This window comes from Pseudomonas canadensis, assembly GCF_030980095.1.
In the GTDB taxonomy this organism is placed as follows: Bacteria; Pseudomonadota; Gammaproteobacteria; order Pseudomonadales; family Pseudomonadaceae; genus Aquipseudomonas; species Aquipseudomonas canadensis.
Window position 1 is genome coordinate 5903284 of record NZ_CP133298.1, and the last position, 25319, is coordinate 5928602.

At 61.4% G+C, this 25319-nt stretch carries 25 protein-coding genes; 13 read left to right on the plus strand and 12 right to left on the minus strand.

What is annotated here, in order from left to right; translation table 11 throughout:
- Positions 1–156 precede the first annotated feature (156 nt).
- From trmB to RB216_RS27565, 4 genes are all read right to left on the minus strand, one after another.
- Positions 157–882 (minus strand): tRNA (guanosine(46)-N7)-methyltransferase TrmB, encoded by a 726-nt coding sequence (gene trmB, locus RB216_RS27550; protein ID WP_028618312.1) that lies wholly within the window; start codon positions 880–882, stop codon positions 157–159.
- A 9-nt stretch (positions 883–891) separates the two neighbouring features.
- On the minus strand, positions 892–1686 hold the full coding sequence (locus RB216_RS27555; protein WP_015886353.1) for a thiazole synthase: 795 nt from the start codon (positions 1684–1686) through the stop codon (positions 892–894).
- A 52-nt stretch (positions 1687–1738) separates the two neighbouring features.
- Positions 1739–1939: a sulfur carrier protein ThiS gene (gene thiS / locus RB216_RS27560; RefSeq protein ID WP_028618313.1), complete on the minus strand. Its 201-nt coding sequence runs from the start codon at positions 1937–1939 to the stop codon at positions 1739–1741.
- Between the two features lie 71 nt (positions 1940–2010).
- Positions 2011–2388 (minus strand): DUF423 domain-containing protein, encoded by a 378-nt coding sequence (locus RB216_RS27565; protein ID WP_016976028.1) that lies wholly within the window; start codon positions 2386–2388, stop codon positions 2011–2013.
- A 74-nt stretch (positions 2389–2462) separates the two neighbouring features.
- Between RB216_RS27565 and mtgA the strand changes: the two genes are divergently transcribed.
- Entirely contained in the window at positions 2463–3185 is a 723-nt protein-coding gene (gene mtgA / locus RB216_RS27570) for a monofunctional biosynthetic peptidoglycan transglycosylase (RefSeq protein WP_122729662.1), read from the plus strand.
- Between the two features lie 193 nt (positions 3186–3378).
- Here the strand turns inward: mtgA and rpoH are convergent, their stop codons facing one another.
- From rpoH to ftsY, 4 genes are all read right to left on the minus strand, one after another.
- A complete protein-coding gene (gene rpoH, locus RB216_RS27575) occupies positions 3379–4233 on the minus strand; it encodes an RNA polymerase sigma factor RpoH (protein WP_003176698.1) in 855 nt (284 codons plus the stop codon).
- A gap of 129 nt (positions 4234–4362) precedes the next feature.
- A complete protein-coding gene (ftsX, locus tag RB216_RS27580) occupies positions 4363–5388 on the minus strand; it encodes a permease-like cell division protein FtsX (RefSeq protein WP_028618314.1) in 1026 nt (341 codons plus the stop codon).
- A complete protein-coding gene (gene ftsE, locus RB216_RS27585) occupies positions 5385–6056 on the minus strand; it encodes a cell division ATP-binding protein FtsE (RefSeq protein WP_308908099.1) in 672 nt (223 codons plus the stop codon). The genes ftsX and ftsE overlap by 4 nt, the downstream gene beginning before the upstream one ends.
- Positions 6053–7381: a signal recognition particle-docking protein FtsY gene (ftsY, locus tag RB216_RS27590; RefSeq protein WP_308908100.1), complete on the minus strand. Its 1329-nt coding sequence runs from the start codon at positions 7379–7381 to the stop codon at positions 6053–6055. The genes ftsE and ftsY overlap by 4 nt, the downstream gene beginning before the upstream one ends.
- A 231-nt stretch (positions 7382–7612) precedes the next feature.
- On the opposite strand from ftsY, the gene RB216_RS27595 reads away from it, so the two are divergent.
- The 4 genes from RB216_RS27595 (at position 7613) to RB216_RS27610 (ending at position 12151) form a co-directional block, all read left to right on the plus strand.
- A complete protein-coding gene (locus RB216_RS27595; protein ID WP_308908101.1) occupies positions 7613–8968 on the plus strand; it encodes a M16 family metallopeptidase in 1356 nt (451 codons plus the stop codon).
- Positions 8961–10451 (plus strand): M16 family metallopeptidase, encoded by a 1491-nt coding sequence (locus RB216_RS27600; RefSeq protein ID WP_236317442.1) that lies wholly within the window; start codon positions 8961–8963, stop codon positions 10449–10451. Before RB216_RS27595 ends, RB216_RS27600 begins: the two co-directional genes overlap by 8 nt.
- Complete coding sequence (rsmD, locus tag RB216_RS27605) at positions 10451–11068, plus strand: 16S rRNA (guanine(966)-N(2))-methyltransferase RsmD (RefSeq protein ID WP_068934024.1); 618 nt, start codon at positions 10451–10453, stop codon at positions 11066–11068. The genes RB216_RS27600 and rsmD overlap by 1 nt, the downstream gene beginning before the upstream one ends.
- A 78-nt stretch (positions 11069–11146) precedes the next feature.
- Entirely contained in the window at positions 11147–12151 is a 1005-nt protein-coding gene (locus RB216_RS27610) for a hydrolase (protein WP_308908102.1), read from the plus strand.
- A gap of 33 nt (positions 12152–12184) precedes the next feature.
- On the opposite strand, the gene RB216_RS27615 is transcribed toward RB216_RS27610, so the two are convergent.
- Together RB216_RS27615 and RB216_RS27620 are read right to left on the minus strand one after the other, a co-directional pair.
- Positions 12185–13039, minus strand: a complete 855-nt coding sequence (locus RB216_RS27615) for a sulfurtransferase (protein ID WP_028618320.1) — start codon at positions 13037–13039, stop codon at positions 12185–12187.
- A gap of 34 nt (positions 13040–13073) precedes the next feature.
- The gene (locus RB216_RS27620) at positions 13074–13745 is read right to left on the minus strand and encodes a TetR/AcrR family transcriptional regulator (protein ID WP_016976019.1); all 672 of its coding nucleotides are present in this window, start codon (positions 13743–13745) and stop codon (positions 13074–13076) included.
- 144 nt (positions 13746–13889) lie between these two features.
- On the opposite strand from RB216_RS27620, the gene RB216_RS27625 reads away from it, so the two are divergent.
- The 5 genes from RB216_RS27625 to RB216_RS27645 all read left to right on the plus strand — a co-directional run bounded on the left by RB216_RS27625 (position 13890) and on the right by RB216_RS27645 (position 18462).
- Positions 13890–15317 carry a coniferyl aldehyde dehydrogenase gene (locus RB216_RS27625; protein ID WP_308908103.1) on the plus strand — a complete coding sequence of 476 codons (1428 nt, stop codon included), beginning with the start codon at positions 13890–13892 and terminating at the stop codon, positions 15315–15317.
- Positions 15318–15345: 28 nt separating this feature from the next.
- Positions 15346–15891, plus strand: a complete 546-nt coding sequence (locus RB216_RS27630) for a hypothetical protein (protein WP_028618322.1) — start codon at positions 15346–15348, stop codon at positions 15889–15891.
- Between the two features lie 38 nt (positions 15892–15929).
- On the plus strand, positions 15930–17525 hold the full coding sequence (locus tag RB216_RS27635; protein ID WP_308908104.1) for a GMC family oxidoreductase: 1596 nt from the start codon (positions 15930–15932) through the stop codon (positions 17523–17525).
- A 103-nt stretch (positions 17526–17628) separates the two neighbouring features.
- A complete protein-coding gene (gene coaD / locus RB216_RS27640) occupies positions 17629–18108 on the plus strand; it encodes a pantetheine-phosphate adenylyltransferase (RefSeq protein ID WP_003176711.1) in 480 nt (159 codons plus the stop codon).
- Positions 18109–18210: 102 nt separating this feature from the next.
- The gene (locus RB216_RS27645; protein ID WP_003195146.1) at positions 18211–18462 is read left to right on the plus strand and encodes a YfhL family 4Fe-4S dicluster ferredoxin; all 252 of its coding nucleotides are present in this window, start codon (positions 18211–18213) and stop codon (positions 18460–18462) included.
- 113 nt (positions 18463–18575) lie between these two features.
- Here RB216_RS27645 and mutM read toward each other — a convergent pair whose 3' ends face one another.
- Together mutM and RB216_RS27655 are read right to left on the minus strand one after the other, a co-directional pair.
- A complete protein-coding gene (mutM, locus tag RB216_RS27650; protein WP_028618324.1) occupies positions 18576–19388 on the minus strand; it encodes a bifunctional DNA-formamidopyrimidine glycosylase/DNA-(apurinic or apyrimidinic site) lyase in 813 nt (270 codons plus the stop codon).
- Positions 19389–19409: 21 nt separating this feature from the next.
- A complete protein-coding gene (locus RB216_RS27655; RefSeq protein ID WP_174890972.1) occupies positions 19410–20222 on the minus strand; it encodes an HDOD domain-containing protein in 813 nt (270 codons plus the stop codon).
- A 277-nt stretch (positions 20223–20499) separates the two neighbouring features.
- On the opposite strand from RB216_RS27655, the gene RB216_RS27660 reads away from it, so the two are divergent.
- The 3 genes from RB216_RS27660 to ilvD all read left to right on the plus strand — a co-directional run bounded on the left by RB216_RS27660 (position 20500) and on the right by ilvD (position 25222).
- The gene (locus tag RB216_RS27660; RefSeq protein WP_003195152.1) at positions 20500–21696 is read left to right on the plus strand and encodes a class I SAM-dependent rRNA methyltransferase; all 1197 of its coding nucleotides are present in this window, start codon (positions 20500–20502) and stop codon (positions 21694–21696) included.
- Positions 21697–21890: 194 nt separating this feature from the next.
- Positions 21891–23090: an MFS transporter gene (locus RB216_RS27665; RefSeq protein ID WP_122686910.1), complete on the plus strand. Its 1200-nt coding sequence runs from the start codon at positions 21891–21893 to the stop codon at positions 23088–23090.
- Between the two features lie 290 nt (positions 23091–23380).
- Positions 23381–25222 (plus strand): dihydroxy-acid dehydratase, encoded by a 1842-nt coding sequence (gene ilvD, locus RB216_RS27670; protein WP_016976011.1) that lies wholly within the window; start codon positions 23381–23383, stop codon positions 25220–25222.
- Positions 25223–25319 lie beyond the last annotated feature (97 nt).

Sequence of the window (25319 nt, forward strand, 5' to 3'; positions counted from 1 at the left end):
GGCTTGCCCCGCGCTGGGTGGCGAAGCCGCCCCGAACCCATCACCTCGGCTCATCTGGTACTGCGCGGAGGTCTTATTGGGGCCGCTTCGCAGCCCAGCGCGGGGCAAGCCCGCTCACCACAACAAGCCCGCTCCCACATTTTTGACCGCGTACTGTCAGTCAACCTTCTCGAACTTCAAATCCCACACCCCATGCCCCAACCGCTCACCACGGCGTTCAAACTTGGTGATCGGACGCTCAGCCGGGCGTGGCACGCATTTGCCGTCTTCGGCGATGTTGCGGTAGCCAGGGGCGACGTTCATCACTTCCAGCATGTATTCCGCATACGGCTCCCAGTCGGTGGCCATATGCAGGATGCCGCCAACCTTAAGCTTGCTGCGTACCAGTTCCGCAAAGGAGGCCTGGACGATACGGCGCTTGTGGTGACGGGCTTTGTGCCATGGATCGGGGAAGAACAACATCAGGCGGTCAAGGCTGTTGTCGGCGATGCAGCGGTTGAGCACTTCAATCGCATCACAATCGTAGACCCGCAGGTTGGTCAGGCCCTGGGTGAGTACGCCGTTGAGCAGCGCGCCGACGCCTGGGCGGTGCACTTCCACACCGATGAAGTCCTGGTCCGGGGCGGCGGCGGCCATTTCCAGCAGGGAGTGGCCCATGCCGAAGCCGATTTCCAGGGAGCGCGGGGCCGAACGGCCGAACACCTGGTCGTAGTCCACCGGCGCGTCGGCCAGGGGCAACACGAACAGCGGCGTACCTTGCTCCAGGCCCTTTTGCTGGCCTTCGGTCATGCGGCCGGCGCGCATCACAAAACTCTTGATGCGGCGGTGCTTGGACTCGTCGCCTTCTTCTACAGTGTTCGGCGTTTCGTTTGATTCAGTCATCAATGGCTCTTACTTGATCAGACCATCCAGCGGCGAGGAGGCGCTGGCGTAGAGTTTTTTCGGCATGCGACCGGCGAGGTAGGCCAGGCGGCCCGCGACGATGGCATGGTTCATGGCTTCGGCCATCATGATCGGCTGCTGGGCGTGGGCGATGGCGGAGTTCATCAGCACCGCGTCGCAGCCCAACTCCATGGCGATGGTTGCGTCTGAGGCTGTGCCTACACCCGCATCCACCAGCACCGGGATTTTGGCTTCTTCCAGGATGATCTGCAGGTTGTACGGATTGCAGATACCCAGGCCGGAACCGATCAGGCCGGCCAACGGCATGACGGCGATGCAGCCGATTTCCGCCAGTTGGCGCGCGATGATCGGGTCATCGCTGGTGTAGACCATCACGTCGAAACCTTCCTTGACCAGGGTTTCGGCGGCCTTGAGGGTTTCAATCACATTGGGAAACAGGGTTTTCTGGTCGGCCAGCACTTCCAGCTTCACCAGGTTATGGCCATCGAGCAGCTCACGGGCCAGGCGACAGGTACGCACGGCCTCGATGGCGTCGTAGCAACCGGCGGTGTTCGGCAGGAAGGTGTAGCGATCCGGCGACAGCACTTCGAGCAGGTTCGGCTCGCCTTCGATCTGGCCGAGGTTGGTGCGGCGCACGGCGAAGGTAACGATCTCGGCGCCCGACGCTTCGATGGCCAGGCGGGTTTCTTCCATGTCGCGGTACTTGCCGGTGCCGACCAGCAGACGGGACTGGTAGGTACGACCGGCCAGGACGAAGGGCTTGTCGCTACGAACGATGCTCATGGGAAATCCTCGAAATGGGGTGAGGTTCTGCAGAATTCAGGAAGCTGCGCGACTAACCGCCGCCGATGGCGTGGACCACTTCGACCTGGTCACCCTCGGTGAGCGTGGTCTCGGCGTGCTGGCTACGCGGGACGATATCCAGATTGAGTTCCACTGCAACACGACGTCCGGTCAAGTCCAGACGGGTCAGCAGGGCCGCAACGGTTTCACCGTCGGGTAGTTCAAAGGATTCGCCGTTCAACTGAATGCGCATGCCACGGGCCGCCATCGTTTTTAGGGGCCCGCATTCTAGCCCGATTGAGGTTGCCGGCCCAAGCCCCTTGGTCAGGCGGCCTGCAAGCGCCACGCCGCCAGACCGAGGAAAAACCAACCTAAAAGGAACGCTAGCCCGCCAAACGGCGTAATGATGCCTAGCTTGCTGATCCCGGTCAGGGTCAGCACATACAGGCTGCCGGAGAACAGCAGGATGCCGACGGTAAACGAGATGCCCGCCCAGCTGACCAACCGGCCAGGAATATGCGCCGCCAGCAACGCCACGCCGAACAGCGCCAGGGTATGGACCAGTTGGTAGGTCACGCCGGTATGGAAGATCGCCAGGTACTCGGCGCTCAAGCGGTTTTTCAGGCCATGGGCGGCGAACGCACCGAGGGCCACGCCGGTGAAGCCGAAAAAGGCCGCCAACATCAGAAAGCCACGCAACATGAGGAACTCCAGTCAGACTCAAAGGGCCGGGTCTGTATAATGGCCCGCTCAACGGGTTCGGCCAAGCCATCTCTATGCTGCGTCTCCTCTTCAAACGCTTTCTCACCCTAGTGAAATGGTTTGCCATCGGCAGTGTGCTGCTGGTGCTGCTGTTTCGTGTCGTCCCGCCGCCGTTCACCGCGCTGATGGTGGAGCGCAAGGTCGAATCCTGGTTCGACGGCGAACCCATTGACCTGCAGCGCAGTTGGGTGCCGTGGGATGAGATCTCCGACGATCTCAAAGTGGCGGTGATGGCGGGTGAAGACCAGCGCTTCCCGCAGCATTGGGGGTTTGACTTCGGCGCGATCCAGGCGGCGATCCTGCACAACGAGCGCGGCGGCTCGATTCGCGGCGCCAGTACGTTGAGCCAGCAGGTGTCGAAGAACCTGTTCCTGTGGGCCGGCCGTAGTTATTTGCGCAAAGGCCTGGAAGCCTGGTTTACCGGGCTGATCGAGGTGTTGTGGCCCAAGCAGCGGATTCTTGAGGTGTACCTCAACAGCGTCGAGTGGGATGAAGGCGTGTTCGGCGCGGAAGCGGCGGCGCGGCATCACTTTGGGGTGAGTGCCAAGGGGTTATCGCGACAGCAGGCCAGCTATTTGGCTGCTGTACTGCCTAACCCGAGGGTGTGGAGTGCCAGTCACCCGACGGCGTATGTGGCGAGGCGAGCGGCTTGGATTCGCCAGCAGATGAGCCAGTTGGGTGGGGATGGGTATCTGGTTGAGCTGAACAACTCACGCAAAGCACCCTGGTCCGACTGACACCCCGCGGTTCCTGTGGGAGCTGGCTTGCCTGCGATAGCGGTGGGTCGGTCAACAGTTGTTTTGACTGACACGGCCTCATCGCAGGCAAGCCAGCTCCCACATTAAATTGAGTTGACCTGAAACTCTTTGAGCACAAACAAAAATGCCCCGATCTTCCGATCGGGGCATTTTTTTATCTTTTCGCAGCGTTTTAGGCGGCGATCGACAACTTAAGCTTGTTCATCGCGCTTTTCTCAAGCTGACGAATTCGCTCGGCCGACACGTTGTACTTCTGTGCCAGGTCGTGCAGTGTGGCTTTCTCTTCCGCCAGCCAGCGCTGGTAGAGGATGTCACGGCTGCGGTCGTCGAGCACTTCCAGCGCTTCGTGCAGGTTGTGGTTGGAGTTGTCGCTCCAGTCCGCATCCTCCAGTTGACGCGCCGGGTCGTACCGGTGGTCTTCCAGGTAGTTGGCCGGCGATTGGAAGGCGCTGTCGTCGTCCGCTTCAGCAGCGGGGTCGAAGGCCATGTCATGGCCGGTCAGGCGGCTTTCCATCTCGCGCACTTCACGCGGTTCCACACCGAGGCTTTCGGCCACGCGGTGGACTTCCTCGTTGTTCAGCCACGCCAAGCGTTTTTTCTGGCTGCGCAGGTTGAAGAACAGCTTGCGCTGGGCCTTGGTGGTCGCCACTTTCACGATGCGCCAGTTGCGCAGGATGAACTCGTGGATTTCCGCCTTGATCCAGTGCACAGCAAACGACACCAGACGCACACCCATTTCCGGGTTGAAGCGTTTCACAGCCTTCATCAGGCCGACGTTGCCTTCCTGGATCAGGTCAGCCTGGGCCAGGCCGTAGCCGCTGTAGCTACGGGCGATATGTACGACAAAACGCAGGTGGGCGAGCACCATCTGCCGAGCCGCCCCCAAATCCTGCTCATAGTAGAGACTCTCGGCCAGTTCACGCTCCTGCTCAGGCGTCAGCAATGGAATGCTGTTGACCGTGTGCACATAGGCTTCCAGGTTCGCACCCGGGACCAAGGCATAAGCAGGTTGCAAAGAAGTGGTCATACGAAAAAACCTCCGACTCACATAACTCGTGCAGTGAAGCACTGCGAAAATTGACCGGGAACCGTAGGACAAGTTCCCTAAACCACCAATACGGTCAATACAAACGAAACCACATTAATCTGACATTAACTACTTCGGTGCCAACTCGCGTAAATGACGAGCGACCGCAATCCACGCACCGATATACCCCAACAATACCGCGCCAAGCAAGAGACTCAGACCATCGGCTACCGGAACGCCGGCCAGCGCGAAATCACTGCCGTAGAGTCCGGCCAGCCCGACCACCGCGTCGTTCAGCCAGTCCAGGCCGAATGCCAGCACGCCCCAGGACAAAACCCCGGCACCAAAGCCATAAAGCGCGCCCATGTACAGAAAAGGACGACGCACATAGCTGTCCGTGCCGCCGACCAGTTTAATCACTTCTATCTCGGTGCGACGGTTTTCAATATGAAGACGAATGGTATTACCTATCACCAAAAGTAATGCAGACACCAACAGCACCGTCAAACCGAACACAAACCGGTCGCCCAGCTTGAGGATCGCCGCAAGGCGCTCTACCCAGACTAGATCAAGTTGCGCCTGCTGCACCTTGGGCATCTCTGCGAGTTTTTGTCGCAGGGCTTCCAGCGCCGGCTTGTCGACTTCATTCGGCGTCACCAGTACCACGCCCGGCAGCGGGTTCTGCGGCAGCTCTTTAAGCGCCTCGCCCAGGCCGGATTGTTGCTGGAACTCTTCAAGGGCCTGGTCGCGGCTGATGTACTCGGCATCCGCCACACCTGGGATGTTCTTGATGTCGTCGCGCAACGCTTCGCCGTCTTTGGCGCTGGCGTCGATGTTCAGGTACAGCGAGATCTGCGCCGCGCGCTGCCAGGAACCGCCGAGGCGCTCCACATTATTCAGCAGCAACGACAAACCCATCGGCAGGCTCAGGGCCACCGCCATCACCAGGCAGGTGAAAAAGCTGCCAATCGGCTGCTTGCCCAAGCGGCGCAGGCTGTCGACCAGGCTGGCGCGATGGCTTTCGATCCAGGCGCGCAGCAAGGTGCTGAAGTCCGGGCCGTCGTCATCATGATCGTGTTTTTTCTTCTGCGGTTGCGGGTCGGCCGGTTTCGGCGCCACGCGCTCGGAGACTTTAGGGCTGCGTGTCGCACTCATACGCCGGCCTCCCCGTCACCGATCAGGCGGCCGCGCTGCAGGGTCAGCATGCGATGGCGCATGCGGGCGATCAGCGCCAAGTCGTGACTGGCGATCAGCACGCTGGTGCCCAGGCGGTTGATGTCTTCGAACACGCCCATGATCTCGGCCGCCAGGCGCGGGTCGAGGTTACCGGTAGGTTCGTCCGCCAGCAGCAAGGCCGGGCGGTGGACGATGGCGCGGGCGATGCCAACGCGCTGTTGCTGGCCGGTGGAGAGGTCGCCGGGGTACAGGTCGGTCTTGTCCGACAGCGCCACGCGCTCCAAGGCCGAATCCACGCGCTTGACGGTCTCGGCCTTGGACAGCCCGAGGATCTGCAACGGCAGCGCCACGTTGTTGAACACGGTGCGATCAAACAGCAGTTGGTGATTCTGGAACACCACGCCGATCTGCCGGCGCAGGAACGGGATCTGCGCATTGCTGATGGTTGCCAGGTCCTGCCCGGCCAGCAGCAGTTTGCCGGTGGTCGGGCGCTCCATGGCCAGCAGCAGGCGCAACAGGGTACTTTTGCCGGCGCCGGAGTGGCCGGTTACAAACAGAAACTCGCCGCGACGCACCCGAAAGCTCAGCTCATGCAAGCCCACATGCCCGTTGGCATAGCGTTTACCAACCTGCTCGAATCGAATCATGAACGCTCCCGCTCGGCAAACAGTGCCTGTACAAAGGGTTCGGCTTCAAAGGTGCGCAGATCGTCGATGCCTTCACCGACGCCGATATAACGAATCGGCAACCCGAACTGTTTGGCCAGGGCGAAGATCACGCCGCCCTTGGCCGTGCCGTCGAGCTTAGTCAATGCCAGGCCGGTCAGTTGCACCGTCTGGTTGAATTGCTTGGCCTGGCTGATAGCGTTCTGGCCCGTACCGGCGTCCAGCACCAACAGGACCTCGTGCGGGGCGTCTGCGTCGAGCTTGCCGATCACGCGGCGAACCTTTTTCAGCTCTTCCATCAAATTGTCTTTGGTGTGCAGGCGACCGGCGGTATCGGCGATCAGCACATCAATGTTGCGGGCCTTGGCGGCTTGCACGGCATCGAAGATCACCGAGGCGGAATCGGCGCCGGTGTGCTGGGCGATGACCGGGATTTTATTGCGCTCGCCCCAGACCTGCAGTTGTTCAACTGCGGCGGCACGGAAGGTGTCACCCGCCGCCAGCATGACCTTCTTGCCTTCGGACTGCAGCTTTTTGGCCAGCTTGCCGATGGTGGTGGTCTTGCCGGCGCCGTTGACGCCCACCACCAGGATCACGAATGGCTTGTTCGGGGTGATCACCAGCGGTGCTTCCACCGGCTTTAACATCGCCGCCAGTTCGGCCTGCAGGGATTTGTACAGCGCGTCGGCATCAGTCAGTTGCTTGCGCGCGACCTTCTGGGTGAGGCTCTGGATGATCACGGCGGTGGCTTCGACGCCAACGTCGGCGGTGAGCAGGCGGGTTTCGATGTCTTCCAGCAGTTCGTCATCGATGACTTTTTTGCCGAGGAACAGGCTGGCCATGCCTTCGCCAATGCTGGCACTGGTCTTGCTCAGGCCTTGCTTGAGGCGGGCAAAGAAGCCGGTCTTGTTGGTTTCGACGGCAGCCACTACGGGTTCTGGCTCGATAACCGCAGGCGCAGCGACCTCGACCACAGCCGGAATGGGCGGAGTCACGTGCTCAGCCTGCACATCCTCAACCAGTGCCACGGGCTCTTCGGCCACCGGCAGTTCCGGCCACGCCTTGTGTTCTGGCTCTGGCTCAGCTTCGACCACCGGCTGCAACACCGGCTCGGCCATCGTCAAAACCACCGGCTCCGGGGTTTCGGCAACCGGCTCGGCTTCTACTATTGGCTCAGGGATAGGTTCAGGCTGAACCGGCGGCTGTTCGTCGACGGTTTCCTGCGGCTTTTTGCGCAGCCATCCGAACAGGCCTTTTTTCTCGCCAGCCGCAGCTGGGGTCTTCTTGTCGTCGTTGGAACCAAACATGGAGACGGCTATCTCAAGGTAGCGACGCGCCAGTAGGCGCGTCGGTAAATAAAATTCGATGCGTAACAGACTGTTTTTTAGCCAGCTCGTTCATGCGCAACATTTTGAAGGCCAAAATAGGGCCTCAACAAGACAGCCGCAGTGGCCGTCACTCAGTCGGATCAGTATCCTAGCACCTCCTCGCCCGCCGACGCTAAGACCAAGCGGGCAGCCCAACAGGTTTAAAAACGAATGAATGCTCTAGCCCGCCGCGCCGCAGGCCTGCTGTTCAGCACAGTTTGTCTGCCTTTTTCAGCCTTGGCTGCCGACCCACAACCCACCCACGAATTCACCCTGGACAACGGCCTCAAGGTCGTCGTGCGCGAAGATCATCGTGCGCCCGTGGTGGTTTCCCAGGTCTGGTACAAGGTCGGTTCGAGCTACGAAACCCCGGGCCAGACCGGTTTGTCCCACGCCCTGGAGCACATGATGTTCAAGGGCAGCGCCAAGGTCGGCCCCGGCGAAGCCTCGCTGATCCTGCGCGACCTGGGCGCCGAAGAGAACGCTTTCACCAGCGATGACTACACCGCTTACTACCAAGTGCTGGCCCGTGATCGCCTGGGCGTGGCCTTCGAGCTGGAAGCCGACCGCATGGCCAGCCTGCGCCTGCCGGCCGACGAGTTCAGTCGCGAAATCGAGGTCATCAAAGAGGAGCGCCGCCTGCGCACCGACGATAACCCGATGTCCAAGGCCTACGAGCGCTTCAAGGCCATGGCCTTCCCGGCCAGCGGCTACCACACGCCGACCATCGGCTGGATGGCCGACCTGGACCGCATGAAGGTCGAAGAGCTGCGCCACTGGTACCAATCCTGGTACGTGCCGAACAATGCCACGTTGGTGGTGGTCGGCGACGTCACCCCGGACGAAGTGAAAAACTTGGCCCAGCGCTACTTTGGCCCGATTCCCAAGCGTGACGTGCCACCGGCCAAGATCCCGATGGAATTGGCCGAGCCCGGCGAGCGCCTGCTGACCATGAAAGTGCAGACCCAACTGCCGAGCGTGATCCTGGGCTTCAACGTGCCAAGCCTGGCCACCGCCGAAGACAAACGCTCGGTACAGGCCCTGCGCCTGATCTCGGCTTTGCTGGACGGCGGCTACAGCGCACGGATCTCCGAGCAGTTGGAACGCGGTGAAGAGCTGGTTTCCGCTGCCTCCACCAACTACGACGCCTACACCCGTGGCGACACCCTGTTCATGCTGACCGCCACCCCCAACCAGCAGAAGAAAAAGACCGTCGCCCAAGCCGAAGCTGGCCTGTGGCGCCTGCTGGAAGAGCTGAAGGCCAAGCCGCCGACCGCCGAAGAACTGGAACGCATCCGCGCCCAGGTGATTGCGGGCCTGGTCTACCAGCGTGACTCCATTACCAGCCAGGCCACAGCCATTGGCTCCCTGGAGACCGTGGGCCTGTCCTGGAAACTGATGGACACGGAACTGGCCGACCTGCAAAGCGTGACCCCGGAAGATATCCAGAAAGCCGCGCGCACCTATTTCACCCGCGAACGTCTCAGCGTCGCCCATGTCTTGCCTCTGGAGACCGCTCATGAGTGATCGCAAAAGCAGCCGCCTGATCTTCCCCGGCCTGATCGTCGTCACCCTGATCGCCGCCAGCGCCGTGTATTTCCTGCGCCCGAGTGACTCCGTCGCCAGCCCGGCACTGGAAAAAGCCCAGTCGAGCAACAAGCTGCAATCCCTGGCAGAGCTGGACGACAAGGCACCGACCAACCGCAAGCTCGACGTACAAACCTGGAACACTGCCGAAGGCGCCAAGGTGCTGTTCGTCGAAGCCCATGAACTGCCGATGTTCGACGTGCGCATCCTGTTCGCCGCCGGCAGCAGCCAGGATGGCAACGTGCCGGGCCTCGCGCTGATGACCAACGCCATGCTCAACGAAGGCGTGCCGGGCAAGGATGTAAGCCAGATCGCCCGTGACTTCGAGGGCCTGGGCGCAGATTTTGGCAACGGCGCGTACCGCGACATGGCGCTGGTGTCCCTGCGCAGCCTCAGCGACAGCGATAAACGTGACGCCGCCCTGAGCCTGTTTGACCAGGTGATCGGCAAGCCGACCTTCCCCGCCGATTCCCTGGCGCGGATCAAGAACCAGATCCTCGCCGGCTTCGAGTACCAGAAGCAGAACCCCGGCAAGCTGGCGAGTCTGGAGCTGTTCAAGCGCTTGTACGGCGATCACCCTTACGCACACCCGAGCGAAGGCACGCCAGAAAGCGTTCCGAAGATTACCCTGGCGCAGTTGCAGGCATTCCACGCCAAAGGCTATGCGGCCGGCAACGCGGTGATCGCGGTGGTGGGCGACCTGACCCGCGCCGAGGCCGAAGCCATGACGGGCAAGATTTCCGCCTCGCTGCCTAAAGGCCCGGCCTTGCCGAAAATCGCCCAACCGACCGAACCCAAGCCAGGCTTGAACCGCATCGAATTCCCTTCCAAGCAGACGCACCTGTTGTTCGCGCAACTGGGCATCGACCGCGCAGACCCGGACTATGCAGCCCTGTCCCTGGGTAACCAGATCCTCGGCGGCGGTGGTTTTGGCACCCGACTGATGAGCGAAGTGCGTGAAAAACGCGGCCTCACCTACGGTGTGTACTCCGGCTTTTCACCGATGCAGGTACGCGGCCCATTCATGATCCAACTGCAGACCCGCGCCGAAATGAGCGGCGGCACCCTGCGCCTGGTGGAAGACGTGGTGAAGGACTACCTCGACAACGGCCCGACGCAAAAGGAACTGGATGACGCCAAGCGTGAGCTGGCCGGCAGCTTCCCGCTGTCCACCGCGAGCAACGCCGATATCGTCGGGCAGCTGGGTGCGATGGGTTTCTACAACCTGCCGCTGACCTATCTGGAAGATTTCATGAAACAATCCCAGGCCCTGACCGTAGAGCAGGTCAAGGCTGCCATGAACAAACACTTGAGCGCCGACAAGATGGTCATCGTGACCGCCGGCCCGACGATTGCGCAAAAGCCACTACCGCCCCCCACTGATAAACCCGCCGAGCAGCCGCTCGGGGTTCCGGAGCATTAATGGCCAGTTCATCTCGCCCGAAAAAACCTGTCCACAACGTGCATAACGGTGTGGGCCAACTGCGCATCATTGGCGGCGAATGGCGCAGCCGCAAGCTGAGTTTCCCCGACGTCGTAGGCCTGCGCCCGACGCCGGACCGCGTACGTGAAACCCTGTTCAACTGGCTCGCGCCCTACATCGCCGGTGCCAAAGTGCTGGATCCGTTTGCCGGCAGTGGCGCGTTGTTCCTGGAGGCGCTGTCCCGTGGCGCCGCCCTGGGCCAGGCGCTGGACGCCAGCAACGTGGCCGTTTCCAGCCTCAAGGAACACCTTGGCACCCTGCGTTGCACCACCGGCCAGGTCCAGACCGCCGACGCCCTGCGCTACCTGGAAACCCAGCCGGCCAGCCAGTTCGACGTGGTGTTCCTCGACCCACCGTTCAACCAGAACCTGCTGCCGACCGTGTGCACGCTGCTGGAAGAGCGCCAATGGCTGGCGCCGGATGCGTGGATCTACACTGAGAGCGAGACCGCGCCTTCGACCCTGGGCCTGCCGGCAGGCTGGCGCCTGCACCGGGAACAGAAGTCCGGGCGGGTGTATTACGCGTTGTGGCATCGGCTGGTCGAGAGCGCCGCTTAAACTGTGGTGAGCGGGCTTGTTGTGGCGAGGGAGCTTGCTCCCTCGCCACAGCTAAATGTGCCTGGAGCAGAGAGTTTCATGAAGCCTTCTACCCACCTGTTCACCCCCGCCTTCGGCCTCGGCAACCCCCACCTGCAAACACTGTGGGGGCCGTTGTGGCGTCCCACCACCCACATCGAACGCCAACGCGAACGCCTTTGGCTGGACGACGGCGACTTCCTCGACCTCGATTGGCACGGCCCTCATGACGCGCAAGCGCCGTTGGTGCTGGTGCTGCACGGGCTGACCGGCTCATCCAACTCGCCCTACGTGGCCGGCCTGCAAAAAGCCCTGGCTGCGCAAGGCTGGGCCAGCGCTGCGTTGAACTGGCGTGGCTGCTCGGGCGAACCGAATCTGTTGGCGCGCAGCTATCACTCGGGCGCCAGCGAAGACCTCGCGGCAGCGATCGCCCATCTGCACGCCAAGCGCCCGTTGGCGCCGCTGTATGCAGTGGGTTATTCGCTGGGCGGCAATGTGCTGCTCAAGCATCTGGGTGAAACCGGCGCGGCATCGGGACTGCAAGGCGCGGCGGCGGTGTCGGTGCCGTTTCGCCTGGACCAATGTGCGGACCGCATTGGCCTGGGCTTCTCGCGGGTTTATCAGAGGCATTTCATGCGTGAGATGCTGGCGTATATCCGCGTCAAGCAGAGCCGTTTTCTGCAAGATGGTCGGGCAGACGGGCTCAAAACCCTGGAAGCCTTGGGCTCACTGGAGAAGATGCGTACGTTCTGGGATTTCGATGGCCGGGTGACTGCGCCGCTCCACGGGTTTCTGAGTGCCGAGGACTATTACCGCCGCGCGTCGAGCCGTTATTACCTGGGCGATATCCGCACGCCCACCCTGATCATCCAGGCTGCCGATGACCCGTTTGTGTTCGCCCACAGCCTGCCTGAGACGAGCGAATTGTCGGCATGCACGGAGTTTGAGCTGCTGGCCAAGGGTGGGCATGTCGGTTTTGTCGATGGTTCTCTCAAACAGCCGAGCTATTACCTGGAACGACGGATTCCCGCCTGGCTGCTGACGCAAACCAAGCCACGCCTGTAGGAGCCGGCAAGCCGGGCTCCTACGGGGGTGTGCTCAGTCGCCGGTAGCGATTGCCCGCGCAGGATCGGTAATCCACTCGCTCCACGACCCCGCATACAACTTGCCCAACGGATAACCCGCCAGGCTCAGGGCGAACAGGTTGTGGCACGCCGTCACGCCGGAACCGCAATACGCCACCAGCTCATCCGGCGAGCGACCTTGCAACTGGGCGGCGAAACGCTGCTTGAGCTGTTCAGCCGGAAGGAAGCGGCCATCGGCGCCCAGGTTTTCGTTGAAGGCCGCACATTGCGCGCCAGGGATGTGCCCGGCGATCGGGTCGATCGGCTCCACTTCGCCGCGAAAACGTGCTTGAGCGCGGGCGTCGATCAGGGTCAGACCCGACTGGGCCAAGCGTTTTTGCAGGTGTTCGGCGTCCACCAGCAGGCGGTTGTCCGGCGTACCGGCGAACGTCCCAGGCTCAACCAGCGGCGCGTCCAGGCTCAGCGGGAAACCGGCGGAGTGCCAGGCCTTGAGGCCGCCATCCAGGATAAACACGCCATCGCGCTTGCCCAGCCAGGCCAGCAACCACCAGGCGCGGGCGGCATAGGCGCCGGGGCCGTCGTCATACAGCACAATATCGGTATCTGCGCTGATCCCCCAGGCCCGCAATTGCTGAACCAAGGTGTCCGCCGCCGGCAATGGGTGACGTCCAGTGACGCCCTTGGTCACCGGGCCACTGAGGTGTCGCTCCAGGTCGGCGTATTGCGCGCCTTCGATATGCCCTTCGGCATAGCTGCAACGCCCGTAGTCCGGGTCTTCCAAGGCAAAACGGCAATCCAGGATCACCACCCCGCCGGCCTTCTGGCGCTCGGCCAGTTGCTGGGGGCTGATCAGTTGGGCAAGCGGCATGACGGACTCCTAATGAACAGATTCGGGAAAGGTCCTACTTCACTTCTTCCAATGCCTGATTCAACGGCACGTAAAATTCTTTGAACAAGGCATCTACCGCCTCTTTGGCCTGGGGCGTGACAAACCCAGCCTCCAGCACCAGCACCTGATACACCCCGCGCTTGATCGCCTCGGCGCTCAAATGGGCAGAGTTTTCATTGGTGGTGCACAGGAAACGCACCCAGGAGGTGAGGATGATCCAGGCATTGAGGGTCAGGGCTTCGGTTTGCACCGGGTCCATATTGAGGATGCCGGCGTCGACGAACCCTTGGTAAATAGCCCCGCCCTGGGTCAGGCAACGCTGGGAGAAGCGCCGATAGCCGGTGGCCAGTTCCGGGTCGCTTTCCAGCAGGTGTTCGAGGTCGCGGTGCAGGAAACGGTAGCGCCACATGCCGGCCAACACGGCCTGCAGGTAGAAACGCTTGTCTTCGACAGTAACGGCGCGACCTTGGGGCGGGCGCAGGAAACTATCGACCAGCGCTTCATATTCGCGAAACAGCACGGCGATGATCGCCTGCTTGTTGGGGAAGTGGTAGTACAGGTTGCCCGGCGAAATTTCCATATGGGCGGCAATGTGGTTGGTGCTCACGCTGCGCTCGCCCTGCTGGTTAAAAAGCTCCAGGCTGGTTTGCACAATGCGCTCGCTGGTCTTTACTCGTGGTGCCATAGGGGATCAGCTTCTGTACACGTGATGGGGCATCTTACGGCCTAATCTTGCGAGGATAAATCCGCAACTGCGTAATGACATTTGACAATTTAGAGCAATGACTCTAAAAATCCAGGCAGACCTATAACAATCGGGAACGCCGCCATGTCTGCCAACGTTGCCTACCTGCAAGATTCCCAGGCGCTGGACCAGCTCCAGAGCCTATTCGACACCCAGCGCCGTGCCTACGCCGCCAACCCGATGTCGCCGGCCGCACAACGTCAGCAATGGCTCAAGGCCCTGCGTGACCTGCTCAGCGATGAGCGTCAGGCGCTCATCAACGCGATCAGCCAGGACTTCAGCCACCGCAGTGCGGACGAAACCCTGTTCGCTGAACTGATGCCCAGCCTGCACGGCATTCACTACGCCAGCAAACACCTCAAGGGCTGGATGAAACCTTCCCGTCGCGCCGTAGGCATTGCCTTCCAGCCCGCGTCAGCCAAAGTCATCTATCAACCCCTGGGCGTGGTCGGCGTGATCGTGCCCTGGAACTATCCGTTGTACCTGGCTATCGGCCCGTTGGTCGGTGCATTGGCGGCGGGTAACCGGGTGATGCTCAAGCTCAGCGAATCGACACCCGCCACCGGCGAGCTGCTCAAGGCGCTGCTGGCGAAGATCTTCCCCGAGGACCTGGTGTGCGTGGTGCTGGGTGAGGCCGAAGTGGGCATGGCGTTCTCCAAGCTGCCCTTCGATCACCTGCTGTTTACCGGCGCCACCAGCATTGGCAAGCACGTGATGCGTGCGGCGGCCGAACACCTCACGCCGGTCACCCTGGAATTGGGTGGCAAGTCGCCCGCCATCGTGTCCGCCGACGTGCCGCTCAAGGACGCCGCCGAGCGCATCGCCTTCGGAAAAGCGCTGAACGCTGGGCAAACCTGCGTGGCACCCGACTACGTGCTGGTGCCGGAGGATCGCGTCGAAGGTTTTGTCGAGGCCTATACCCAAGCCGTTCGTGGGTTTTATCCGACCCTGGTCGACAACCCGGACTACACGGCGATCATCAACGAACGACAACTGGCCCGGCTCAACGCCTACGTCAAGGACGCCACCGACAAAGGCGCCACCCTGATTCCGCTGTACGACCAAGGCCAGGCGCGGCGCATGGCCCATAGCCTGTTGTTGAATGTCAGCGATGACATGACCGTGATGCAGGACGAAATCTTCGGCCCAGTGCTGCCGATCGTGCCCTATCGCGGCATCGACCAAGCCTTTGCCTACATCAACCAACGCCCTCGCCCACTGGCCCTGTATTACTTCGGCTACAACAAGGGCGAGCAGGATCGTGTGCTCCACGAAACCCATTCCGGCGGCGTCTGCCTGAACGACACCTTGCTGCATGTGGCCCAGGACGACATGCCGTTCGGCGGCATCGGCCCGTCGGGCATGGGCCATTACCACGGCCACGAAGGCTTCCTCACCTTCAGCAAAGCCAAAGGCGTGCTGGTGAAACAGCGCCTGAACGCGGCGAAGTTGATCTATCCGCCTTACGGCAAATCGATCCAGAAGTTGATCCAGAAGCTGTTCGTCCGCTGAAACCGCCACCCACGGGATAACAATAACAATGAACCCTAGCCTGACTGAAACACCCGCGCTGTCGCGGCGCGGCGTCCTGAAAATCGGCCTGTGTGCCAGCGCCTTCCTGGCTACCGCCGGGCTGGGTGCCAGTCTCAGCGGTTGCTCCAGCAGCACGCCGGCCAGCGGTTTCGTGATGTTGCGTAGCAGTGATCTACCGTTCCTGCGTGCCGTGATCCCGGTGCTGCTGGAAGGTGTGGCCAGTGCCCAGGCAGTTGCCAGCGGCGTTGAAGACACCCTCAAGAAACTCGACTTCAGCCTGCAACACCTGTCGCCGGAGATGTTCAAGCTCACCCAGCAACTGTTCGACGTGCTGGGCATGGCCATCACCCGTGGCCCGCTGACCGGGATCTGGGGCAGTTGGGAAAACGCCAGCGGCGAGCAAATCCGCAACTTTCTGCAGCGCTGGGAAAACAGCTACCTCAACCTGCTGCGCATGGGCCAGGGCTCGCTGCTCAAGCTGGTGATCATGGCCTGGTACTTCCAGCCGGCGTCCTGGGCCCATTGCGGCTACCCCGGGCCGCCGAAAATTTGAATCGCCTCCCCCCACAATAAAAATTAGAGACGACCCTGATGCCCGTACCCGATCCCTTCCGCGACGGCATGGCCCGTGGCTGGAAAACCCACAATGGCGCCGCCCTCGACAACGACCTGACTCTGGAAGCCGATGTGGCGATCATCGGCAGCGGTGCCGGTGGCGGCACCACCGCCGAAATCCTCAGCGCCGCCGGCTACAAAGTACTGCTAATTGAAGAAGGCCCGCTCAAGACCAGCAGCGACTTCAAGCTGTTGGAAGACGAGGCCTACACCAGCCTGTATCAGGAGGGCATCGGCCGCATGAGCAAGGATGGCGCGATCACCATCCTGCAGGGCCGTGCAGTGGGCGGCACGACGCTGATCAACTGGACGTCGAGCTTCCGTACGCCGGACGCCACCCTCAGCCACTGGGCCAGCGAATACGCGGTGAAGGGCCACAGCAGCGCCGAAATGGCGCCGTGGTTCGAAAAGATGGAGCAGCGCTTGGGCATCGCGCCCTGGGCCCTGCCGCCCAACCCCAACAACGATGTGATCCGCAAAGGCTGCGAGAAGCTCGGCTACAGCTGGCACGTGATCCCACGCAACGTGCGTGGTTGCTTCAACCTGGGGTATTGCGGCATGGGTTGCCCGGTCAATGCCAAGCAATCGATGCTGGTGACCACAATCCCGTCCACCCTGGAAAAAGGCGGCGAACTGCTCTACCTGGCCCGCGCCGAACGTCTGCTCTACAGCGGCGACACGATCAGCAGACTGGAATGCGTGGCCATGGATAACCTGTGCGTGGCGCCGACTGGCCGCAAAATCACAGTGAAGGCCAAGCACTATGTGCTCTCCGGCGGCGGCATCAACAGTCCGGCGCTGCTGATGCGTTCGGATGCGCCCGACCCGCACAAACGGTTGGGCAAACGCACCTTCCTGCACCTGGTGAATTTCTCCGCCGGGTTGTTCGATGAGGTGATCAACCCGTTCTACGGTGCGCCGCAATCGATCTATTCCGACCATTTCCAGTGGCAGGACGGCACCACCGGCAAAATGTCCTACAAGCTGGAGGCACCGCCTCTACATCCTGCGTTGGCCAGCACGTTGCTCGGCGGTTATGGCACTCAGAACGCCTTGGACATGAGCCAATTGCCCAATACCCACGCGATGCTGGCGCTGCTGCGCGATGGTTTCCACCCCGACAGCCCGGGCGGCAGCGTGGAGCTGCGCGGTGATGGCACGCCGGTGCTCGACTACCAGGTATCGGATTACGCCTGGGATGGATTGCGCCGAGCGTTCCACAGCATGGCCGAGATCCAGTTCGCCGCGGGCGCCCAGTCGGTCAAGCCGCTGCATCACGATGCGCGCTACGTGAAAACACTGGGCGAAGCCCGAACGATGATCGAGGAGCTCAACCTGGAATTGCACCGCACCTGTCTGGGCAGTGCCCATGTGATGGGCGGTTGTGCCATGGGTGAGGATCCGAAAAATGCAGTCGCCGACAGCCTCGGTCGCCACCACCAGTTGCGCAACCTGTCGATCCACGACGGGTCTTTATTCCCCACCAGCATTGGGGCCAACCCACAATTATCGGTGTACGGTTTAACTGCCCAACTGGCGACAGCTTTGGCCGAACGTCTGAAAACGGCATGAAAAAACGCGCGATTAGCGGTATGTATCTACATAAGTCGACTTGGCCGACCGGGATGGCTGCGATACCATCCGGTTCCCCAACGGACTCCGCCAGGACGACGCGATGAACCGAGTGTTGTACCCAGGAACCTTCGACCCGATTACCAAAGGCCATGGCGATCTGGTCGAGCGTGCCTCACGCTTGTTCGACCATGTGATCATCGCGGTCGCAGCCAGCCCCAAGAAAAATCCGCTGTTTCCCCTGGAACAGCGCGTGGAACTGGCGCGTGAGGTCACCAAGCACCTGCCCAACGTCGAAGTAGTGGGCTTTTCGACGCTGCTGGCGCATTTCGCCAAAGAACAGAACGCCAATGTGTTCCTGCGCGGCCTGCGTGCGGTGTCGGACTTCGAATACGAATTCCAGCTGGCCAACATGAACCGCCAACTGGCGCCGGACGTGGAAAGCCTGTTCCTCACCCCGTCGGAACGCTATTCGTTCATTTCCTCGACGTTGGTCCGTGAAATCGCCGCTTTGGGCGGGGATATCACCAAGTTCGTGCATCCGGCTGTGGCAGATGCGTTGACGCTGCGCTTCAAGAAGTAACGCCGTTCAATCGGCGCCTGCTCGCACTGCGGGCGCCAATGCGGCACAATTGCGCGCATTAGTTTTCAGATGCCTTGGCTGACAGCCCTGGCAGGAGTTTCCATGTCCCTGATCATCACCGACGATTGCATCAACTGCGACGTCTGCGAACCCGAGTGCCCGAACGCCGCAATTTCCCAGGGCGAAGAGATCTACGTGATCGACCCCAACCTGTGCACCCAGTGTGTCGGCCACTATGACGAGCCGCAGTGCCAACAGGTTTGTCCGGTGGATTGCATTCCGCTGGATGAGGCTCATCCGGAGACAGAAGAGCAACTGATGGAGAAGTACCGCAAGATTACCGGTAAGGCTTAAGGGCCTCTTCGCGAGCAAGCCCGCTCCCACAGTTGACCGAGTTCCAATATGAGAATGCGGTCGAATGTGGGAGCGGGCTTGCTCGCGAAGGCGGCATCAGCCATCACACAAGATCAGCTCTGGCACTTAGGGCAAAACACACTCGCGCGCTGCCCCAGCACCACATTGCGCAACTCGCTCCCGCAGACCTTGCATGCCTCGCCGCCCCGGCCGTAGACGAACAGTTCCTGCTGGAAATACCCCGGCTGCCCGTCCCCGCCGATAAAGTCGCGCAACGTGGTGCCGCCGCGCTCGATGGCAGCGGCCAGCACGCGTTTGATCTCAATCGCCAGCTTCAAGTAACGCCCGCGCGAAATGCCGCCAGCAGCCCGACGCGGATCAATCCCCGCCGCAAACAGCGCTTCCGTCGCGTAGATATTACCCACACCCACCACCACCGCGTTATCCATGATGAACGGTTTCACCGCCATCGACTTGCCACGGGACAGTTGGAACAGGCGCTCGCCATCAAACAGGTCGGTCAACGGCTCCGGCCCCAGGCGTAGCAACAGCTCGTGGTTGTGCGGGTCCTGGCTCCAGAGCATGGCGCCGAAACGCCGCGGGTCGGTGTAGCGCAGGGCCATGCCCGATTCCAGCTCGATATCCACATGCTCGTGTTTGGCCGCCGGCATGCCGACCTCCACCAGTCGCAAGTTGCCCGACATGCCTAAATGGCTGATCAAGGTGCCTACTTCGGCATTGATCAGCAGGTATTTGGCCCGCCGCTCCACCAACACGATGCGCTGCCCGGACAGGCGCACATCGAGGTCTTCCGGGATCGGCCAGCGCAGGCGCCGTTCACGCACTACCACGCGGCTGACCCGCTGGCCTTCCAGGTGTGGCGCGATGCCGCGTCGGGTGGTTTCGACTTCGGGTAACTCGGGCATGTGTACCTCTTGAAGAAAGGGTCAGTGGGCGCCCAGCTCGCGGATCGACAACTTCATGCTTTCGAAGTCGTAGTCCGACAGGCCCACGTAGTCCAGCACCAGATGGCCGATGGCATTCCACTCATGGTCCACCGCATGGTTGCCCAGCACGCGATAGGACGAGCAGATGTGCTCGGCCATCTTCAGGATCGCCAGCAGATTTTTTAGCTGAGAATTGCGCGAAGACTCATCGCTGAACACCGCCAGGGCGTTGTGGTGGTTGGCGATGGCGTCGGTCACATGTTCCGGCAGGCGCCAGGACTTGGCGGTGTAGTAACCGACCACGGCATGGTTGGTGTTGAACGCGTTGTTCTCGGTGTCGACCACGCGGCAGTCGGGGCCGGCATTGGCGTAGGCCTGCTCCAGTACCGACATGTAATTGGGGAAACGCTTGAGCATCAGCGGCACGCCGCAATCGTGGAACAGGCCCAGGGCATAAGCCTCGTCCACCGCCTGGGCGCCGGTACGCTTGGCCAGGGTGAGGCAGGTCATCGCCACATCCTGCGCGGTGTCCCAGAAGCGGTTGAGGGTGACGATGGTGTCGTCGCTCATTTCGCCCTTGATCGACAGCGCGTTGATCAGGTTGATGATCGAACGGCTGCCCAGCAGGTTCACGGCGCGCTGGATCGAGGCGATCTTGTTGCTCAGGCCGAAATACGACGAGTTGACGATCTTCAGCAATGCACCGGACAGGCCCGGGTCTTGGGCGATCAACCGTGCGATCACTTCCAGGTCTGGGTCAGGCATGTATTGCTCCATCTGCAAATCCACCATGATTTGCGGTTGGGGCGGCACGCTGATGCCTTGCAGGGCCTGTTGGATCTGTTCGGCGGAAAGCTCTTGGGACATAAGTACATACTCTGGGCTAGGCGGGGATTCTAACCTCTAAGCAAACCTGACCGACACCCAAATGCCCGATTGAAATCGGACTAAATGTGGGAGGGGGCTTGCCCCCGATTGCATCACCGCCGTACGTCAGATACACCGCGCCGCCTGCATCGCGGTCAAGCCCACTCCCACATGAACCGCGCCGCAACAGGTATACTCCCGCTCTTTTTTCCGGAGCGACGTCATGTCCCTGCCAAGCCTGCGTCTCAAAGCCAACGCCGATCGTCGTTTGCGCAACGGCCACCTGTGGGTCTACAGCAACGAAATCGACGTGGCCGCCACCCCACTTCACGGCTTCCAGGCAGGCGACCAGGCTATCCTGGAAGCGGCCGGCGGCAAGACCCTGGGCATCGTGGCCATGAGCCCGAACAACCTGATCTGCGCTCGCCTGCTGTCGCGCGACATCAAGTTGCCGTTGGACAAGTCGCTGCTGGTGCACCGCCTGAACGTCGCCCTGTCCCTGCGCGACCGCCTGTTCGACAAGCCGTTCTACCGCCTGGTCTACGGCGATTCCGACCTGTTGCCAGGCCTGGTGGTCGACCGTTTCGGCGACATCCTGGTGGTGCAGATCGCCTCGGCGACCATGGAAGCGCATAAAGAAGACGTGATCGCCGCCCTGACCCAAGTGCTCAAGCCAAGCGGCATCCTGTTCAAGAACGACTCCGCCGCGCGCGACGCCGAAGGCCTCAACCGCTACGTCGAGACCGTGTTCGGCCTGGTGCCGGAGTGGGTTGCGCTGGAAGAAAACGGCGTGAAATTCGAAGCCCCGGTGATCCAGGGCCAGAAGACCGGCTGGTTCTACGACCACCGCATGAACCGCGCACGCCTGGCCCCGTATGCCAAAGGCAAGCGCGTGCTGGACCTCTACAGCTACATCGGCGGCTGGGGCGTGCAAGCTGCGGCCTTCGGCGCCAGTGAAGTGTTCTGCGTCGACGCCTCCGCCTTCGCCCTCGACGGCGTGGAGCGCAATGCCGCGCTGAACGGCTTTGCCGAGAAGATGACCTGCATCGAAGGCGACGTGTTTGAAGCCCTGAAAGAGCTGAAAGCCAGCGAGGAACGCTTCGACGTGATCGTCGCCGACCCACCGGCCTTCATCAAACGCAAAAAAGACATGAAGAACGGCGAAGGCGCCTACCGCCGCTTGAATGAGCAAGCCATGCGCCTGCTCAGCAAGGACGGCATCCTGGTCAGCGCGTCGTGCTCCATGCACCTGCCGGAAGATGACCTGCAAAACATCCTGCTGACCAGCGCTCGTCATTTGGATCGCAATATCCAGATGCTGGAGCGTGGCGGCCAGGGTCCGGATCATCCGGTGCACCCGGCGATTGCCGAGACGCGTTACATCAAGAGCATTACTTGCCGGTTGTTGCCAAACAGCTAACTAACACCGCCCCCCTGTAGGAGCCGGCTTGCCGGCGATGGCGTTATGCCTGGCGCTGCATCAGCGCCTGACCCATCGCTATCGCCGGCAAGCCCACTCCTACAGGGGATTGCAGGCTTCATGGCGTTATGGGTTGAATTCCATTTTTCGCAGACTAGTATCGGTTTCTGGAATTACTCCGGAAAACAAAAACAATGTCTGAGTCCACCTACTCGCCCCCGCTCAGTGGCGAGATAAAACGCCAACAACTCTCGCGCTTCATCCTCATCACCTGCATCTCCCTGATCAGTTTTTTCCCGATCAATATCCTGCTGCCCTCCTTTCCGGCCTTGGCTGAAAGGTTCGATACGCCCATCGCCGAGGTCGCGCTGTCCATCAGCCTGTTCACCCTGGTCTTTTCCATTTCTCAACTGATCACCGGCCCGCTGTCGGACAAATGGGGGCGCAAGGAAGTCCTGCTCGGGTGCATTACGCTGTCGATCCTGGGTGCCCTCGGTTGCGCACTGGCGACGGACTACCTGACCTTCCTGCTGTTTCGCAGTGTCCAGGCCATGGGTTGCGGGTTCTTCGTACTGGGCCACGCACTGGTGGAAGACCTGTTCGAGGAGCAAGACCGCGCTCGCGTGCGCCTTTACTACATGACCCTGAGCGGTTCATTCGTTGCGCTGTCGCCGTTGATCGGCTCCTGGCTGCAAACCACCTTCGACTGGCAAGGCAGCTTTTATGGGTTCGCCGTAATGGCACTGGGCATGTTGATCCACGCCCTCTGGATCCTGCCGTCCAAGTCCGCCAGCCCACACCGCACGCCGGTGTCGATCATCGGCACCCTGAAAGCCGTCGCCCGTAATCGCGACTTCCTGCGCTACTGGTGGATCGCCGCACTGGTATTCGCCTGCTACTTCGCCTTGATCAGCGTGACACCGCTGATTTTCATGGACGCGCTGAAGCTCTCCGAATACCAGTACGCGTTGGTGTTGATGGTCTATGGCGTGGCCTACTTGCTTGGCGGCGTTGCGGCCTCGTACCTGCAAAAGCGGATTTCGCTGTCCCGGCAAATCAATATCGGCCTGGGGCTGCTGCTCGTCGCGGGCGTGCTGTTAACACTGATCGTCAGCCTGGATGCCATCACCCCAGTGACGTTGCTCATCCCGATGTTAATCAGCGCCCTGGCCGTGACCCTGGTTCGTCCGGCGGCGATTTCTGCGGCAATGCTGCTGTTCTCAAGCAGTGCGGGTACTGCTGCCTCGGCGGGCAATAGCATCATGTTCCTGACCGCCGCCGTCAGCAGTGCCGCCCTGGCGCAAACCGGGTCCAACCTATTGATCACCATCGCCCTGAGCTTCATCGTCTTTAGCCTGTGGGGCTGGCTGACCAATGCCAGAACTGGACGCTAACCGACTGTAGGAGCAGGCTTGCCGGCTCCTACAGTCGGTTGTGGGTCTCCCGCACGTCCCGTAGCCGCTATCTTCACGGTTTCGGCCATTCCCTCCAGCCGCCAGCGGTGTAGAATCGACGCTATTCATCGCCAGTCATCCCCCGGCGGGTTTATGAGCTCGAGGCCCAAGCACGCGGCGATCCCGCGACGCGAGTGGCAACTTCCGGACACACGGCCATTTCTGAGTGCTCCAGACGTCAATAGAAGCTCACTCCCCATTGATACCGATTAGCCGCCCGGAGTGCTCCAATGCCTGATTACCGCTCGAAAACATCCACCCACGGCCGCAACATGGCCGGCGCGCGCGCACTGTGGCGTGCCACGGGGATGAAAGATGACGACTTCAAGAAGCCGATCATCGCGATTGCCAACTCGTTCACCCAATTCGTACCGGGCCACGTCCACCTCAAGGACCTGGGCCAACTGGTCGCCCGCGAGATCGAACGCGCCGGCGGTGTCGCCAAAGAATTCAACACCATCGCCGTGGATGACGGCATCGCCATGGGCCATGACGGCATGCTGTATTCCCTGCCGAGCCGCGAGATCATCGCCGACTCCGTGGAATACATGGTCAACGCCCACTGCGCCGACGCCATCGTCTGCATCTCCAACTGCGACAAGATCACCCCCGGCATGCTGATGGCTTCCCTGCGCCTGAACATCCCGGTGATCTTCGTTTCCGGCGGCCCGATGGAAGCCGGCAAGACCAAGCTCGCCTCCCACGGCCTCGACCTGGTCGACGCCATGGTCATCGCCGCCGATTCCAGCGCTTCTGACGAGAAGGTCGCGGAATACGAGCGCAGCGCTTGCCCTACCTGCGGTTCGTGCTCCGGCATGTTCACCGCCAACTCGATGAACTGCCTGGTGGAAGCCCTGGGCCTGGCCTTGCCGGGCAACGGTTCCACCCTGGCCACCCACAGTGACCGCGAGCAGCTGTTCCTGCAGGCCGGCCGCACCATCGTCGAACTGTGCAAACGCTATTACCACGACAACGATGAGTCGGTGTTGCCGCGCAACATCGCCAACTTCAAGGCGTTCGAGAACGCCATGACCCTGGACATCGCCATGGGCGGTTCCACCAACACCATCCTGCACTTGCTGGCCGCGGCCCAGGAAGCCGAGATCGATTTCGACCTGCGCGACATCGACCGCCTGTCCCGTCACGTGCCGCAACTGTGCAAAGTCGCGCCGAATATCCAGAAGTACCACATGGAAGACGTGCACCGCGCCGGCGGGATCTTCTCGATCCTCGGTTCGCTGGCCCGTGGCGGCCTGCTGCACACCGATCTGCCGACCGTGCACAGCAAGTCCATCGCCGAAGGCATCGCCAAGTGGGACATCACCCAGACTGACGACGAAGCCGTGCACACCTTCTTCAAGGCTGGCCCGGCGGGCATTCCGACCCAGACCGCCTTCAGCCAGTCGACCCGCTGGGACACCCTGGACGACGACCGTGAAAACGGCTGCATCCGCAGTGTCGAGCACGCCTACTCCCAAGAAGGCGGCCTGGCCGTGCTGTACGGCAACATCGCCCTGGATGGCTGCGTGGTGAAAACCGCCGGTGTGGATGAGTCCATCCACGTCTTCGAAGGCCGCGCCAAGATCTACGAAAGCCAGGACAGCTCGGTCCGCGGCATCCTCGCTGATGAAGTGAAGGAAGGCGACATCGTGATCATCCGCTACGAAGGCCCGAAAGGCGGCCCGGGTATGCAGGAGATGCTGTACCCGACGTCCTACCTGAAATCCAAGGGCCTGGGCAAAGCCTGCGCTCTGCTGACCGACGGCCGTTTCTCCGGTGGTACGTCGGGCCTGTCCATCGGCCACGCTTCGCCAGAAGCCGCTGCCGGCGGCGCGATTGGCCTGGTGCAGGATGGTGACAAGGTGCTGATCGACATTCCGAACCGTTCGATCAACCTGTTGATCAGCGATGAAGAACTGGCCGCGCGCCGGGTTGAGCAGGACAAGAAGGGTTGGAAGCCAGTGGAGAAGCGTCCACGCAAAGTGACTACCGCATTGAAGGCTTACGCCCTGCTGGCCACCAGTGCCGACAAGGGTGCTGTGCGTAACAAGGCGATGCTTGACGGTCTGTAAGCTGCGCCCATAAAAATGCCCCGCCACGTGCGGGGCATTTTTTTGCCTGATCAAAACCTTCAGGGCACTCAAGATCAAAATGTGGGAGCGGGCTTGC

Excerpts from the sequence above, each read along its gene's own strand:
- trmB (WP_028618312.1), bottom strand. The coding sequence starts at position 882 with ATGACTGAATCAAACGAAACGCCGAACACTGTAGAAGAAGGCGACGAG.
- RB216_RS27555 (WP_015886353.1), bottom strand. The coding sequence starts at position 1,686 with ATGAGCATCGTTCGTAGCGACAAGCCCTTCGTCCTGGCCGGTCGTACC.
- thiS (WP_028618313.1), bottom strand. The coding sequence starts at position 1,939 with ATGCGCATTCAGTTGAACGGCGAATCCTTTGAACTACCCGACGGTGAA.
- RB216_RS27565 (WP_016976028.1), bottom strand. The coding sequence starts at position 2,388 with ATGTTGCGTGGCTTTCTGATGTTGGCGGCCTTTTTCGGCTTCACCGGC.
- mtgA (WP_122729662.1), top strand. The coding sequence starts at position 2,463 with ATGCTGCGTCTCCTCTTCAAACGCTTTCTCACCCTAGTGAAATGGTTT.
- rpoH (WP_003176698.1), bottom strand. The coding sequence starts at position 4,233 with ATGACCACTTCTTTGCAACCTGCTTATGCCTTGGTCCCGGGTGCGAAC.
- ftsX (WP_028618314.1), bottom strand. The coding sequence starts at position 5,388 with ATGAGTGCGACACGCAGCCCTAAAGTCTCCGAGCGCGTGGCGCCGAAA.
- ftsE (WP_308908099.1), bottom strand. The coding sequence starts at position 6,056 with ATGATTCGATTCGAGCAGGTTGGTAAACGCTATGCCAACGGGCATGTG.
- ftsY (WP_308908100.1), bottom strand. The coding sequence starts at position 7,381 with ATGTTTGGTTCCAACGACGACAAGAAGACCCCAGCTGCGGCTGGCGAG.
- RB216_RS27595 (WP_308908101.1), top strand. The coding sequence starts at position 7,613 with ATGAATGCTCTAGCCCGCCGCGCCGCAGGCCTGCTGTTCAGCACAGTT.
- RB216_RS27600 (WP_236317442.1), top strand. The coding sequence starts at position 8,961 with ATGAGTGATCGCAAAAGCAGCCGCCTGATCTTCCCCGGCCTGATCGTC.
- rsmD (WP_068934024.1), top strand. The coding sequence starts at position 10,451 with ATGGCCAGTTCATCTCGCCCGAAAAAACCTGTCCACAACGTGCATAAC.
- RB216_RS27610 (WP_308908102.1), top strand. The coding sequence starts at position 11,147 with ATGAAGCCTTCTACCCACCTGTTCACCCCCGCCTTCGGCCTCGGCAAC.
- RB216_RS27615 (WP_028618320.1), bottom strand. The coding sequence starts at position 13,039 with ATGCCGCTTGCCCAACTGATCAGCCCCCAGCAACTGGCCGAGCGCCAG.
- RB216_RS27620 (WP_016976019.1), bottom strand. The coding sequence starts at position 13,745 with ATGGCACCACGAGTAAAGACCAGCGAGCGCATTGTGCAAACCAGCCTG.
- RB216_RS27625 (WP_308908103.1), top strand. The coding sequence starts at position 13,890 with ATGTCTGCCAACGTTGCCTACCTGCAAGATTCCCAGGCGCTGGACCAG.
- RB216_RS27630 (WP_028618322.1), top strand. The coding sequence starts at position 15,346 with ATGAACCCTAGCCTGACTGAAACACCCGCGCTGTCGCGGCGCGGCGTC.
- RB216_RS27635 (WP_308908104.1), top strand. The coding sequence starts at position 15,930 with ATGCCCGTACCCGATCCCTTCCGCGACGGCATGGCCCGTGGCTGGAAA.
- coaD (WP_003176711.1), top strand. The coding sequence starts at position 17,629 with ATGAACCGAGTGTTGTACCCAGGAACCTTCGACCCGATTACCAAAGGC.
- RB216_RS27645 (WP_003195146.1), top strand. The coding sequence starts at position 18,211 with ATGTCCCTGATCATCACCGACGATTGCATCAACTGCGACGTCTGCGAA.
- mutM (WP_028618324.1), bottom strand. The coding sequence starts at position 19,388 with ATGCCCGAGTTACCCGAAGTCGAAACCACCCGACGCGGCATCGCGCCA.
- RB216_RS27660 (WP_003195152.1), top strand. The coding sequence starts at position 20,500 with ATGTCCCTGCCAAGCCTGCGTCTCAAAGCCAACGCCGATCGTCGTTTG.
- RB216_RS27665 (WP_122686910.1), top strand. The coding sequence starts at position 21,891 with ATGTCTGAGTCCACCTACTCGCCCCCGCTCAGTGGCGAGATAAAACGC.
- ilvD (WP_016976011.1), top strand. The coding sequence starts at position 23,381 with ATGCCTGATTACCGCTCGAAAACATCCACCCACGGCCGCAACATGGCC.